The organism is Mycobacterium sp. 236(2023), from assembly GCF_029623955.1.
GTDB lineage: Bacteria > Actinomycetota > Actinomycetes > Mycobacteriales > Mycobacteriaceae > Mycobacterium.
In genome coordinates, this window is the sequence record NZ_JARSBP010000003.1 from 638,690 (window position 1) to 652,534 (window position 13,845).

Below are 13,845 nucleotides of genomic sequence, written 5' to 3' on the forward strand. Positions count from 1 at the left end.
TGGCTCCACATAGCCGTATTCGGAGCCACGGGGCCTCTGGATGGGTGGATTGCTATCCGGGGCAATAAACCGAGGTCAGGACCGCAAAGCGTGGGTCGTTCGCGATCGACGTGACACCGGGGGCGCCTTGGGTGAAGGTCACCGCGACTGCGGGCCGCCCCAGCGCCTTGGCCATGACGCTGTGGTAGCCCGCCAGGTCACCGCCGTGGCCCCACACCGTGACGCCGCATCCGAGGTCGATGCTGGTCAGCCCTAACCCATACCCGAAGCCCTGGCCGTGCAGCGGCCAGGCCACGGTGTCCATCATCTGCGCGAGCTCGGCGGCGGCGACCACCCTGCCGTCGAGCAGCGCGGTGATGAACTCCGTGACGTCCTCGCTCGTCGAGACCAGCGATCCGGCCATGTACTCGCCGGAGGGTTCCCCTGCGGTGACGTCGGCCCGACGCCCGCCGACAGCCTCGTAGCCGTGCGCCATCGGGGACCTCAGCCCGGTGTCGCCGGGCGCGGGGAAATAGGTGTGGTTCAGTCCGAGCGGAACGATGATGCGTCGCGTGACCTCGTCTGCGGCGGGCCTGCCGGTGACGGCTTCGAGGATCAGCCCTGCGACGACGTAATTGGTGTTGGTGTAGATCGGCACCTGATGCCCCGGTGGCGACCCCGCTTTGGCGAGCGCCGACGCCAGCAGTTCGTTCGGCGAGACGGGCTGGGTCGGAGGTTCGGTGGTGTCGTCGAAATATTCGGGCAGGCCACTCTGGTGGCGCAGCAGTTGGCGCACCGTGATGGTGGTGCCGTCGATCCCGTCACCGCGCAGCGCCCCGGGCAGGTACATCTCGACGGGGGAGTCCAGGGCGATCCGGCCTTCGCCGACGAGCTGCAGAATCGTCGCGGCGACAAAGGTTTTCGTGATGCTCGCAACCCGCACGGAGGTCTGCGGGCCGAACGGGGATCCGGTCGCGACGTCGGCGTAGCCGGCCGAGTCCGTCGTCACCGCGGCGCCGTCACGGACCGCAGCGACGGCTCCGGCCAGGTCGTCGGCGGCGACGGTGTCGGCCAGCACGGTGCTGAGACGGGACGGCTCGGCCTGCACGGGCAGCGGAGTCACGACGGCGGCGATGAGCATTCCGGCGAGACCGGCCACGACGCGCACTAGGGCGACGGGAGTTTCCACGACCGGGCAGCGAGGACCAATCCCTGCACGAGTGCAGAGGTCGCCCGCGTGAGGCCGTCGTCGGCGGGCACCGAGCTGCGCGGGCTGGTGCCGCGCACCCGCGACGACAGTTCCAGCTGGGTGCCACCACCGCGGACCCTGTTCACCGGGTTCGCGGGGTGCATTCCACGGAGTTCACGCGGGATCGAATCCAGATCGGTGACAACGCGGTAACCGGGGATGTCGATGTGGCGAGCCAGATGTTCGGCGAGGACGCGGTTGCCCCCACCCGCGAGCAGTTGGGTGCTGCGGCCGATCCGGCCGTAGCCGTGTAGGGACACCGCGACGTCCACGTGGTCGAGGAATTCCGCCAGCCGCGGCGACTGCGCCGGGTCGTAGCGTGCGGACGCGAGATGGTGTGGGTAGTGGTCGGGGTGGCGCACCACATACACCGACGCGTCGGCCGCATCGGCGGCGCGTTCGGCGATGACGTCGGTCATCTGCTCGAGGCCGCCGCCGTGAATGGCCATGAACCCGATGCGTGATCGAAGCGTCGACTCCTCGATGACTGCCGGGTCGGCCAGAAGTTCCGAAAGCGATTGCGGGGCATCGTCTCCGGAGCCTTCGCGGCGTTCGGGCCAGCGGGTGGGGTCCCAGCGTTCGAGGAACTGGATCCACCGTTTCGGCAACCCGTGGTGGTGGGCGCCGTCGAGGATGCGCTCGAGGTAGCCGGGGCGCGGCGGCCCGGGCTCCACCCGATGGTCGATGTAGACCCACGCCGTAGCAGCACCGGATTCGGTGACGACGGTCATCTCGTCGCGGCGGTAGCGGACCGGGACGCCCTCGGCGCTGTCGAGCGTGGCCAGGTCGTGGTCGGACAGCTGCCACACCACGCCATGAACCTCGCCGCCCGCAAACGGTTCGAGCGTGGCGACGCCGCGCTCGTTGATCAACCAGTCGTGGTCGGCGAGCGTCGCGCGCCGGGGGTCGGTGGCGTCGGGGCAGCGTTGCGCCATCTGCCGCACGCACAGGTTCGACCCGTACGCGAAGTAGTTGTGCCTGCGCCCCATTCAGCCGGTCAGCGTCAGATAGATGAGCACCACATTCAGAAGGGTAATCAGGCCGGCGACGATCCAGCCAAGAGCGGTGGTGACACGGCGGTTGACGTCGGCGCCCATGAGTCGTGCGTCGGCGGTGAGCCGAACGAGTGGGATCAACGCGAACGGAATGCCGAAGGACAGCACCACCTGGGACAACACCAGCGCCCGGCTCGGATCGATGCCGATCGCCAGGATCACCAGGGCGGGCAGCAGTGTGACGAGCCGGCGGGTCACCAACGGGACGGAACGTCTCAGCAGACCCTGCATGATCATCGCGCCCGCGTAGGCGCCGACCGACGATGACGCCAGGCCCGACGCCAGCAGGCCCACCGCGAAGAGCAGGGCGACGCCGGCTCCGAGAGTGGATTGCACCGCGGCGTGCGCACCCTCGATCGAGTCCGTGTTGTCCATGCCCTGCAGATTGGTGGCCGCGACCAGCAGCATCGACAGGTTGACTGCACCCGCAACGAGCATCGCGATGCCCACATCCCACCGGGTGATGCGCAGCAGCTTCCGGCGCGCCGGACCCGGCTCGGGATGGCCGTGCCGGTCGCGCGCGAGCCCGGAATGCAGATACACCGCATGCGGCATCACGGTGGCGCCGAGCATCGCGGCGGCCAGCAGGATGCTCTCGGCGCCGTCGAACCGCGGCACCAGACCTTCGGCCACATCGCCGATCGGGGGCGGCGACGCGAAGAGGCTCGCAAGAAACCCGATGGCGATGATCAGGAGCAGTCCGGTGATCACGCGTTCGAACGTGCGCTGCCCGCGACGGTCCTTGACGAGGAGCAGGACCAACGACACGACGCCGGTGATGACGCCACCGACGAGCAGCGGCAGGTCGAACAGAAGATAGAGCGCGATCGCACCGCCGACCACTTCGGCGAGATCGGTTGCCATCGCGACCAATTCGGCTTGCACCCAATAGGCGAGCCGCGCGGGCCTGCCCATCCTCGCGCCGACCGCTTCCGGCAGCGAATGGCCGGTGACAAGTCCGAGTTTGGCCGACAGGTACTGAACGAGGCAGGCCATCAGGTTGGCGACCACGATGACCCAGACGAGCAGGAAGCCGAACTGTGCGCCCGCGCTGACGTTTGCCGCGACGTTGCCGGGGTCGACGTAGGCGATCGCAGCGACGAACGCGGGGCCGAGCAGCAGCCAGCCCGATCTCGCCTGCGGTTGGACGTCCTGCGACACGGCACCCCTCTTCTATCCGGTAGTGCGAATAGAAAAGTTAGGCTAGCCGAAACCTATGGGTCGAGCTACCCCCGGGGTGGGAGTGCGTGCAGGTCACCAGTCGCCGACGCCGTAGCCGCCGACGAGCGGCCAAAAACCGATGCCCTGCCAGCCGCCCCAGTTCCAGGGCGGCGGCTTGGCCGTCAACTGTGTGCTGCCGTTCGTCTCGCAGAACGTGACGGTTTGGCCGACCTGAGTGCAATCCGGCGCGGCTGCCGCGGTGGGAGCCGCGACCACGGCGACGAAAGCGAGGCCTGCGACAAGCCCGCCGAGGTAGCGCACCGCGGTGGCCACGATCAGAAGATGTACGGGCCGTAGCCCTCCCACGGGAACATGCCGCCGCCGTACCACGGCTGCGCATACTGCCCGGGGGTGGCGCTGATCTGGGCGTTGCCCGGTGACTCGCAAACTTCGGTCGCTCCGCCGGCGCCCTGAGAGGTCGTGGCGCAGTTCGGCTGGGCGAGTGCAGCCGGAGCCGCAGCGATCGCCGCGGCGGCACCGCCCGTAACGAGGAGGGCAGCAAACGCGCTCAGTCGAGCCTTCATTTTCAGGATCCTTCCAGGGAGTGTCTTTGCTTAGCGTACAGACCTTTGCCAGTTATGGGTGATAACTCGTTGGCACTGACTGTGGCGCAAGCAGAACCGACTACACCCCGAACACGCCGGGACCGTCACATGATGGCGGGTCCGTAGTTCTCGGACTGCAGTACGCCGCCCCAGTACGGAGTCGGGTTCTCGGGCGGAGTGCCGCTGATCTCGGCATTGCCGGGCGTCACACACACCTGTCCTCCGCCACCGCCGACACCGTCTGTGGCGGGGGTCGACGTACACGACGGCGTGACTGGCTGGGCAAACGCGGCGGGCGCCGCAGCAATCGTCGCTGCGGCCGCCAGGAACACAGTGAGAACGCCGAGGCGAGCCTTCATGGTGACACCTTCCGGGGCGGGATCACCGCCGAGCGTACAGACCCTCGCCGGTGATGAGGGGGAGATCGCGCGTGGTCACAATTCCTGGCGCAGAATCGATTACAGCCGGAATCGCGTTGACGACGCGCGCTGCCGTGGCCACCAGGCCCGCATGGTTGTGGTCCCCGTTGGGGCTGCTGAGGCAGAGGTCGAGGGCGTAGCTCGGTTCCCCTGTGACCTCGATGCGGTACGAGCCGCCGTGCTGGGCCGGCTGGGGCCAGTCCGGGCACAGGTCGTCACGCAGTCGTGTCACATGCTCGAGCACGACAGCGACGTCACCGTCTTTCATGCCGCGCACTTCGAACCGGATCGCCGCGGTGGTGCCCTTTCTGATCGGGCCCGCGGCGATGTCGAAGTCCTCTGGGGCGGGCACTCGCTCGTGCGTCTCGGTGACCTCGTCGAGCTCGAGGCCGAGCCCGGCCGCAAGCTGCCGCACGACCGACCCCCAGGCCAGGCTTAAGACGCCGGGCTGCAGCAGCATCGGGGTCTCGTCGAGAGAACCGCCGAATCCCATGACGTCGAACATCACCGTCGCGCTGTCATAGGTGTCGTAGTTGATGATCTCCATGCAGCGGATCTGCTGGATGTTCTGGCAGGTGCCCGCCAGTGCCATCGGCAGAAGATCGTTGGCGAAGCCGGGATCGATGCCATTGATGAAAATCGAGGCGTTGCCGGTTTGGGCGGCTTCCTCGATCGGGGTGATGAGCTCGGCGGGTATCACCTGCCATGGGTGCTGCAGGAAGACTGCGCTGCTGCCGACGATGTTGACACCCGCCGCGAGGATGCGTCGGAAATCCTCCAGCGCGTCGGGCAGGCGGTTGTCGGCGAGCGCCGTGTACGCCGCGCACTGCGGCTGCGTGGCCAGCACCTCGTCGAGATCGGTGGTGGCGCGGATGCCGGTCGAAACCTGCAGTCCGGCAAGCTCTCCCGCGTCCTTGCCGGCCTTGGCGTCCGAGGAGACCCACACCGCGGTCAATTCGAAGCGGGGGTCGGTGATCAGCTGGGTCAGCGCGTGCTTTCCGACGTTGCCGGTGCCGATCGCAGCGACCCTGATCGGGGAGGAGTTGGCCATGTCGGGGGTCCTTACAGGTCGGGGATCGGGAGTTCGAGATTGGGGAAGGTGATTCCGCCGTCGACTTCAAGCGTCTTACCCGTCAGGTATGCACCGGCCGGGGAGGCGAGATAGACGGCGGCAGCGGCGATGTCGAGCGGATCACCCAGACGCTTCATCGGCGTCGCCTTCTCCATCGGGTCGCGCAGATCGTCGTTGCTCGCGACGATCTCGAGGGCCGATGTCAGGATCGAGCCCGGCGCGATCGCGTTGACGCGGATGCGCGGTGCGAGGTCGAGAGCGGACAGCCGGGTGTAGTGCGCCAGCGCGGCTTTCGCGGTGCCGTAGGCGGCGAAGCCGCGGCCTGCGACGCGTCCCATCGTCGACGTGATGTTGATGATGCTGCCGCCGCCGGAGCCCTCCAACATCAGCGGCACCGCGGCGGTGGTGAGGGCGTGCGCGGTCGCGACGTTGAACGCGAACGCGTCGCGCATGTCTTTGGTGCTGGTGTTGAGCAGAGCGTTCGGCATCGTGCCGCCGACGTTGTTGACGACGATGTCTAGTTTGCCGAAGGCCTCCTTGGCCTGCGCCGCGAGCGCCGCGGTGTCCTCGGCGTGGGCCAGGTCGGCGACGACGATGTGGGCGCGCCGTCCGGTGCCGGCGATCTGCTCGGCGACCTCGTCGAGCTGGGACTGCGTGCGCGCGGCAATCAGCACGTCAGCGCCTGCTTCGGCGAAGGCGAGGGCCATTGCGGCGCCGAGCCCGCGTCCCGCACCCGTCACCACTGCCACTTGATCGTCGAGCCGGAACCGGTCCAGAATCACGCGCGCCTCCCATTGTTGACGCGGGAAACGCTAGCAAGGGCAGCGGGTCCGCGTGGCCGGTTTCTGGAACACGTTCTACTTTGAGTCGGAGTTCTCGCCGACTTCTGCACGATGGTTGTTGCGAGCAGTTATCCACAGCCTGTACGCAGAAGTCGCGATCGAGCCGCTGTTCTGTCGGACAGCGCACTGAACATCAGCCTATGGACTACCCCTTTGTCGGCGCGGAAGCGCTGACCGCGGGTGCGCTCACCCGCGGGGCCTTGCGGTGGAATTACCGTGCGATCCAGCCCGGGATCTACATCCCAAAGGCTGCTGAGGCTGACGTCGTGATCAGTGCCAAGGCGGCGTGGCTGTGGAGTGGGCGGCGGGGCGTCATCGCCGGAAGGGCGGCCGCGGCAATGCACGGCGCCCGGTGGGTCGACACTGGCACCCCGATAGAGATAATCGCCGATCACACACGGCCGCGACGCGGGATCATTGTGCGCGAGGAGCGCATCAGTACAGACGAGATCACCGCTGTGGGTGGTGTCGCTGTCACGACGCCTGCACGCACCGCGCTGGATCTGGCTCGATACCTGCCGCGTGACTCAGCAGTGGTCCATCTCGACGCACTCGCCAACGCAACCGGCGTGACCGCGACTCGGATTCTCGATCTCGCAGCGAGATACCCTGGCGCACGGGGCATTCGACGGGCTCAGGTACCGCTCGCATTGATGGATGCCGGAGCTCGGTCACCCCGCGAGACCTGGTTGCGATTGTTATTGATCGACGCCGGGCTGCCGGCACCACGCACTCAGGTCCGTGTCTGCGATGGGATGCAGGAGGCATTCCTCGACATGGGATACGAGGAGCCCAAGGTGGGTCTCGACTACGAAGGGGCTCACCACAGCTCCGAACGCAGGCAGTACGTGCGAGACATCGGCAGGGCCGAGTTCATCGACAGCCAAGGGTGGGTTGACATCAAGGTGGTCGCGGAACACACGCGCGCGGATTCATCCTTCATCGGGTGCGAGAGGCATTGATACGACGCGGTTGGACGTTGCCGAAATCTGCGTGAGAGCTGCTGGCGCGAGCCAGGAGCGACCATCACGCAGAACTCGATGCAGCGCAGCGCATGGCCTACTTTTTGGCGGCGGCTTTCTTGGCCGGAGCCTTCTTCGCGGCTTTCTTCGCAGGCGCTTTCTTGGCGGCAGCCTTCTTGGCCGGAGCTTTCTTGGCGGGCTCCTTGTCGCCCGAGGACTGCTCCTTGCGCGCCTTGACGCTCGCTTCCAGCTTGGCCAGCAGATCGGAGACGTCCTCGGTCTCGTCGAGCTCCTGCGGCTGCTCTTCGGTGGTGAACGCTTCGCCGCCTTCGAGTTTCGCCTGGATCAGCTCGCGCATCTGCTCCTGGTAGTCGTCGTGATAGCGGTCGGGGTTGAAGTCGTCGGTCATGGAGTCGACGACCTGGCTGGCCATCTTCAGCTCGGCCGGTTTGACTTCCACCTCTTTGTCGAGCACGGGGAAGTCCGGGTCGCGGATCTCGTCGGGCCACAGCAGCGTGTGGATCACCATGACATCGCGCTTGCTGAAATCCTTCACCCGCAGCGCGGCCAGCCGGGTCTTGTTGCGCAGCGCGAAGTTCACGATCGCGACCCGGTCGGTGTCCATCAGCGTCTTGGCGAGCAGCGTGTACGACTTCGTCGACTTGCCGTCGGGCTCCAGGAAATACGACTTGTCGTACATCAGCGGATCGAGGTCGGCGGCAGGCACGAACTCGAGCACGTCGATCTCGCGGCTGCGCTCCTCGGGCAGCGTCGAGATGTCGTCGTCGGTGATGATCACGGTCTGGCCGTCGTCCGATTCATAGGCCTTGGCGATGTCGCGGTACTCGACGACCTCACCGCACACCTCGCAGACCCGCTTGTAGCGGATGCGTCCGTTGTCCTTCTCGTGCACCTGATGGAACTTGATGTCGTGGTCCTCGGTGGCGCTGTAGACCTTGACCGGGACGTTGACCAGCCCGAAAGCGATAGAGCCCTTCCAAATGGACCGCATCAGCCCAGTATGTCCGATGTGGTGGCCGCATCACGTGCAACGCGGTCAGGAAGGTCGGCTCCGGGCTTGGCGACCGTCAGTGCCGAGGTGAGCGTCGCGGCGCGCACGGCCGAGGTCAGTGCGTCGGTGCCGATCGCCGCCAGTCGCGAGCGGCGCTGCGCGCCGAGCAGATCCATCGACCACAACGCGTCGATCAGCCCCGTCATGAACGCGTCTCCGGCGCCCACCGTGTCCACCACATCGACATTCCCCGCAGGTACCCGCACGGTTCCCGCCGCACACATTGCGACCGCCCCCTCGCCGCCGAAGGTGACGACGACGATCGACGGGCCGAGTGCCAGCCATGACGTGGCGATCTGCTCGGGGCTGCGCGTCGGATCGATCCAGCGCAGATCCTCGTCGCTGGCCTTGACGACGTCGGCCTTCTCCAGCATGCGGTCGATGCGGTTGCGAGCCGCGTCGGGGTCCGCGAGCAGGGCGGGACGGACATTCGGGTCGAAGGTGAACGTTGCCGACAGATGGTAGGTGTCGACGAGTGCCTTGGCGGCCAGGCAGCCCGGTTCGAGGACGGCTGCGATCGACCCGGTGTGCACGACGAGCGGTGGTGCGGCTTCGGGGGTGCCGGTCAACACCCACTCGATGTCGAACGAGTATGTCGCGGAACCTGAAACATCGAGCATCGCGCGGGCGGTGGCGGTTTTCTTGGCATCCGTGCTGCCCGGAACCAGTTGCGCACCAGAGGCTTCGACATAGTCCTTGATGCGGCGGCCGTATGCGTCGGTACCGATGTGGGTGAGGAAGTCGACGTCGCGGCCGAGCCGGGCGAGCCCGACGGCGACGTTGAGCGGGCTGCCGCCGACGTGCTCTCCGATGGCGTGCCCGTCGCGCTCCACGATGTCGATCAGTGCCTCACCGATGACAAGTGCCCTCACCGTTTCGACGCTACCGCGTGGTTTGTGGGTAATACCGTGGAGTGGTGGACCGTTACGGCCGGGTGAGGCTGACCAACCCGGATAAGGTGCTGTTCCCGGCTTCCGGGACCACCAAAGCGGAAGTCTTCGAGTACTACGTGAACGTGGCCGAGGCGATGCTGCCGCACATCGCGGGGCGTCCCGTGACCCGCAAGCGGTGGCCCAACGGTGTCGAGGAGTCCTCGTTCTTCGAAAAGCAGTTGGCGTCCTCGGCGCCGGACTGGCTCGACCGCGGCACCATCGCGCACAAGTCGGGGACGACGACCTACCCCGTCATCGACACGGTGGAGGGGTTGGCGTGGATCGCGCAGCAGGCGGCGCTGGAAGTGCACGTGCCGCAGTGGCGGTTCACCGACGGGGGTGAGGTGGGTCCTGCGACGCGCATCGTGTTCGACCTCGACCCGGGCGAGGGTGTCACCTTTCGCCAGTTGTGCGAGGTGGCCGGCGAGGTGCGGGACCTGATCACCGATATCGGGTTGACGACGTTCCCGTTGACCAGCGGCAGCAAGGGCCTGCATCTCTATGTCCCGCTGCAGGAACCGATCAGCTCGCGGGGTGCGTCGGTGTTGGCCAAGCGGGTGGCCCAGCAGCTCGAGCAGACCATGCCGAAGAAGGTCACGGCGACGATGACCAAGAGCGTGCGTGACGGAAAGGTGTTCCTCGACTGGAGCCAGAACAACGGCAACAAGACGACGATCGCCCCGTATTCGCTTCGCGGACGCGAACATCCGACGGTGGCCGCGCCGCGGACGTGGGATGAGATCGAGGATCCCAAGCTGCGGCATCTGACGTTCGACGAGGTGCTCGAAAGGCTCGAACGCGACGGCGACCTACTGGCAGATCTGGACGAGAAGCTGCCCGCCACCGACAAACTCACGCAGTACCGCAGCATGCGGGACCGGTCGAAGACGCCGGAACCTGTGCCCGCCGAAGCGCCGGAGACCGGGAGTAACGACAGGTTCGTCATCCAGGAGCACCATGCCCGCCGACTGCACTACGACTTCCGGTTGGAGCGCGACGGCGTGTTGGTCAGCTGGGCGGTGCCGAAGAATCTGCCGGACACCCCGTCGGTGAATCATCTTGCGGTTCATACCGAAGACCACCCGATGGACTACATCGACTTCGCGGGCAAGATCCCGGCGGGGGAGTACGGCGGCGGCGAGGTGTACATCTGGGACACAGGCACCTACGAGGCGGAGAAGTTCCGGGACAATCCGCCCGACGGCCCCGAGAAGGGCGGCGAGGTGATCGTCACGCTGCACGGTTCGAAGATCGAAGGCCGGTATGCGCTGATCCAGACCGACGGCAAGAACTGGCTCGCCCACCGGATGAAGGATCAGCAGAAGCCGACTGCCGGTGATCTGGCCCCGATGCTGTCGACCGAGGGTTCGGTGCAGCGGCTGACCAAGGGGCAGTGGGCCTTTGAAGGAAAGTGGGATGGCTATCGGCTCTTGGTCGAAGCTGACCACGGCCGGCTGACACTGCGATCGCGACGGGGCCGCGACGTGACCGGCGAGTATCCGCAGCTGGAGGCACTGGCTGCGGATCTCGCGGACCATCACGTGATTCTCGACGGCGAGGCGGTGGCCCTCGACGAGTCCGGGGTGCCGAGTTTCGGGGAGATGCAGAACCGCAAGCGCTCCACACGGTTGGAGTTCTGGGCGTTCGACATTCTGTTCCTCGACGGGCGGTCGCTGATGCGTGCCAAGTACTCCGACCGGCGTCGACTCTTGGAGGCACTGGCAGACGGCGGCGGGCTGATCGTGCCCGATGTGCTCGACGGCGACGGACCGGAAGCGTTGGAATACGCGAGGTCTCGACGGTGGGAAGGCGTGATCGCCAAGAAGCGCGACTCCACGTACCAGCCGGGGCGGCGGTCGTCGGCGTGGATCAAGGACAAGATCTGGAACACCCAGGAGGTGGTGATCGGAGGTTGGCGTCAGGGTGAAGGCGGCCGCACGAGCGGCATCGGGGCGTTGATGCTCGGCATCCCCGACGGTGACGGGCTGCAGTTCGTCGGACGGGTCGGCACCGGGTTCAGCGAGAAGGAGCTGGCGTCGCTGAAGAAGACGCTGGCGCCCCTGCAGACAGACGAATCACCCTTCACGACAAGGCTTACCGGGCCCGATGCGAAGGGCGTGACGTATGTGCGCCCAGAGCTGGTGGGGGAGGTGCGCTATAGCGAACGCACGTCGGATGACCGGCTGCGGCAACCGAGTTGGCGCGGTTTGCGGGACGACAAGACGCCGGACGAGGTCGTGTGGGAATAGCCAGTCACTGACTGCCCGCTACCGAGTGCAGGACATAGCGGTGCATCTCCTGCTCGGGGCGATAAGGGACTGCCCGTAGGGTCGCCGTCCGCCCCCGGAAACGCTCGTCGGACTCGTCCAGCGTCAGCACGCCGCTAGGCGCATCGCTGACGCAGAATCCGTCCAAAGAGATGGCGATGTTGTCGAACGCCGCCTCGGTGCCGGCATAGCGTCCGGGACCTCCGTTGAGCCGCTCCAGTAACTCCAGTGGCTCGCGACCGCGCAGTGCGAAGACGTCCCTGCCATCGAGGAGCAGAGGGTGTCGCGTGCCGGCGGGCATGATTTCGCAGAGGCGGTCGGCCTCGTACCGCAGCACGAGTTCGCCACGGATTTCGGTCACGCTGTCAGCGGTCGGGCCGTCGCTTTCGTACGCGGCGATGAGGGCCTGTTTCTCGTCGTCGCTCAGCGCGTCGCCGAATATCTCCAGCGTCTCGCGCAGCATGTCGTCGGGGATGCGATCGGGACCGCGACCGGCGATGGTGCCGTAGGTCGCGGACAGAGCATCGACGTGCGCTGGGGACATGCCGAATTCGAGCCGGCCCAAACCTTTTAGTGGCCGTATGGTCCAGTCTGATTCTGCTGCCATCGTGATTGCCAGGATGCCACTCAACCTCGTCAACAGAAGCCGCGTCCTGAATAACGCAGTCCTGCCACAAAGTTTGAGTCAGTGGATTTGTCAGTGGTCGAATGTATGTTCGAATGATGTCGACCGGGGAGCTGCAGGCCAAGGTTGCCGCGCTGCGCTCCGCGTTCGACGACGTCGCGGCCGGCGATGTCGACCTGTTGACCCGGCACGAGTTGGTCTCTGCCCTCGATGAACTCGAGGTGCTCGGCTGCCAGTTGCCGTCGGTGAGCCACCGAATGTTGGCCCGTCTGCAGGTCGAAGCCACCCCGCAGCAGATGGGCGCCAAAACGTGGAAAGAAGTGTTGTCGGTGCGGTGGCGCATCTCCACCAGCGAGGCCCACCGCCGCTTGACCGAGGCGTCGGTGTTGGCGCCGCGCCAACCCATCACCGGACCGGTGTTGCCTCCGGTGCTGCACGCGACGGCGGTGGCCGCGGCCCAGGGGTTGATCAACGCCGAACACGTCACCGTCATCCGCAAAGCCGTCGCCAAACTCCCCGGGTTTGTCGACACGGTCACCCGGGAGCAGTTCGAAGTCAAATTGGTGCGTACTGCGGTCGGCAACGGACCCAAAGAGGTCAAAGAGTCCGCCGAGTTGATGCTGTTCCTGATGGATCAGGACGGCCCCGAACCCGACGACATCAAACGCGGCCGCAAACGCGGCGTCACCAAACACAAACAGCGTGACGACGGCATGATCGACGTATCAGCAACATTCACGCCCGAGGCATGGGCGGTGTGGGAGCCGATCTTCGCCAAGTACGCCGCCCCCGGCATGTGCAACCCCGACGACCCAGAACCCTGCACGTCGGGCACCCCGTCGCAGGAACAGATCGACAACGATCACCGCACCCTGTTCCAACGCCAACACGACGCCATCGTGGTGGTGGGACGGATCGCTTTGATGAGCGGCGACCTCGGCCAACTCAACGGGCTGCCGGTCACCGTCATCATCCGCACGACCCTGCAAGACCTCGAATCTCGCGCCGGGGTTGGGGTCACCGGGGGCGGCACGAAGCTGCCGATCGCCGATGTCGTCAAAATGGCCGGTCACTCGAACTGTCATCTGGCCGTGTTCGACAAAGCCACCGGCTCCGCCCTGGAGCTATTCCGGGCCCGACGGGTCGCGTCGCCGGCGCAGCGGATCATGCTGATCGCGCGCGACGGCGGCTGCACCAAACCCGGCTGCACCATCGGCGCCTACGGCTCCCAGGCCCATCATGTGGTGACGGACTGGATCAAGGGCGGCAACACCAACGTCGACGAACTCGGTTTGGCCTGCGGGCGGGACAATCGCAGCGTCACCGACGGCGGCTGGACCACCACCATGAACGAACGCCATGAGGTCGAATGGATCCCGCCCGAACCGTTGGACACCGGACAAGCCCGGATCAACAACTACCATGTTCCCGAACGCCTCCTGCGACCCGAAGACACTGAACCCGAACAGCATTCGGCGTCAGTCGCCGACACCGGCGCAGCGGCAAGCCCCGACAACGACCCCGAAACCGAAGGCCCACGCCCCAGCGATAACCCTGGCGAACCCGGCGGCCCCGCACCACCCGACAACCAGGTGGCCTGACGGG

The 13,845-nt window shown here is 66.4% G+C and carries 13 protein-coding genes and 1 pseudogene; 3 read left to right on the top strand and 11 right to left on the bottom strand.

The genetic code is table 11. The features are described 5' to 3' along the window. Positions 1-52 precede the first annotated feature (52 nt). The 8 genes from P9A17_RS14305 to P9A17_RS14340 all read right to left on the bottom strand — a co-directional run bounded on the left by P9A17_RS14305 (position 53) and on the right by P9A17_RS14340 (position 6,322). A complete protein-coding gene (locus P9A17_RS14305) occupies positions 53-1,147 on the bottom strand; it encodes a serine hydrolase domain-containing protein (protein WP_278039293.1) in 1,095 nt (364 codons plus the stop codon). Further along, the gene (locus P9A17_RS14310; RefSeq protein ID WP_278039294.1) at positions 1,147-2,217 is read right to left on the bottom strand and encodes a poly-gamma-glutamate hydrolase family protein; all 1,071 of its coding nucleotides are present in this window, start codon (positions 2,215-2,217) and stop codon (positions 1,147-1,149) included. Before P9A17_RS14310 ends, P9A17_RS14305 begins: the two co-directional genes overlap by 1 nt. Then, positions 2,218-3,444, bottom strand: a complete 1,227-nt coding sequence (locus P9A17_RS14315) for an Nramp family divalent metal transporter (RefSeq protein ID WP_278039295.1) — start codon at positions 3,442-3,444, stop codon at positions 2,218-2,220. It lies immediately after the preceding gene. 93 nt (positions 3,445-3,537) lie between these two features. Continuing rightward, a complete protein-coding gene (locus P9A17_RS14320) occupies positions 3,538-3,777 on the bottom strand; it encodes a hypothetical protein (RefSeq protein ID WP_278039296.1) in 240 nt (79 codons plus the stop codon). Between the two features lie 2 nt (positions 3,778-3,779). Beyond that, on the bottom strand, positions 3,780-4,028 hold the full coding sequence (locus tag P9A17_RS14325; protein WP_278039297.1) for a hypothetical protein: 249 nt from the start codon (positions 4,026-4,028) through the stop codon (positions 3,780-3,782). A gap of 125 nt (positions 4,029-4,153) precedes the next feature. Beyond that, positions 4,154-4,408, bottom strand: a complete 255-nt coding sequence (locus P9A17_RS14330) for a hypothetical protein (RefSeq protein ID WP_278039298.1) — start codon at positions 4,406-4,408, stop codon at positions 4,154-4,156. Between the two features lie 22 nt (positions 4,409-4,430). After that, positions 4,431-5,519, bottom strand: a complete 1,089-nt coding sequence (locus P9A17_RS14335) for a diacylglycerol kinase (protein WP_278039299.1) — start codon at positions 5,517-5,519, stop codon at positions 4,431-4,433. 11 nt (positions 5,520-5,530) lie between these two features. Continuing rightward, positions 5,531-6,322 carry an SDR family oxidoreductase gene (locus P9A17_RS14340; RefSeq protein ID WP_278039300.1) on the bottom strand — a complete coding sequence of 264 codons (792 nt, stop codon included), beginning with the start codon at positions 6,320-6,322 and terminating at the stop codon, positions 5,531-5,533. A 200-nt stretch (positions 6,323-6,522) separates the two neighbouring features. Between P9A17_RS14340 and P9A17_RS14345 the strand changes: the two are divergent. Next, positions 6,523-7,379, top strand: a pseudogene (locus tag P9A17_RS14345) (type IV toxin-antitoxin system AbiEi family antitoxin). A 62-nt stretch (positions 7,380-7,441) separates the two neighbouring features. Here P9A17_RS14345 and P9A17_RS14350 read toward each other — a convergent pair. Further along, positions 7,442-8,356: a Ku protein gene (locus P9A17_RS14350; protein WP_278039301.1), complete on the bottom strand. Its 915-nt coding sequence runs from the start codon at positions 8,354-8,356 to the stop codon at positions 7,442-7,444. Then, positions 8,356-9,288, bottom strand: coding sequence for a carbohydrate kinase (locus tag P9A17_RS14355; RefSeq protein ID WP_278039302.1), 933 nt, complete (start codon positions 9,286-9,288; stop codon positions 8,356-8,358). Before P9A17_RS14355 ends, P9A17_RS14350 begins: the two co-directional genes overlap by 1 nt. Before the next feature lie 41 nt (positions 9,289-9,329). Here P9A17_RS14355 and P9A17_RS14360 point away from each other — a divergent pair, with 41 nt between their 5' ends. Continuing rightward, positions 9,330-11,597 (top strand): ATP-dependent DNA ligase, encoded by a 2,268-nt coding sequence (locus P9A17_RS14360; protein ID WP_278039303.1) that lies wholly within the window; start codon positions 9,330-9,332, stop codon positions 11,595-11,597. Positions 11,598-11,601: 4 nt separating this feature from the next. Here P9A17_RS14360 and P9A17_RS14365 read toward each other — a convergent pair whose 3' ends face one another. Further along, the gene (locus P9A17_RS14365; protein ID WP_278039304.1) at positions 11,602-12,246 is read right to left on the bottom strand and encodes a hypothetical protein; all 645 of its coding nucleotides are present in this window, start codon (positions 12,244-12,246) and stop codon (positions 11,602-11,604) included. Between the two features lie 77 nt (positions 12,247-12,323). On the opposite strand from P9A17_RS14365, the gene P9A17_RS14370 reads away from it, so the two are divergent. Beyond that, a complete protein-coding gene (locus P9A17_RS14370) occupies positions 12,324-13,841 on the top strand; it encodes an HNH endonuclease signature motif containing protein (protein WP_278039305.1) in 1,518 nt (505 codons plus the stop codon). Positions 13,842-13,845 lie beyond the last annotated feature (4 nt).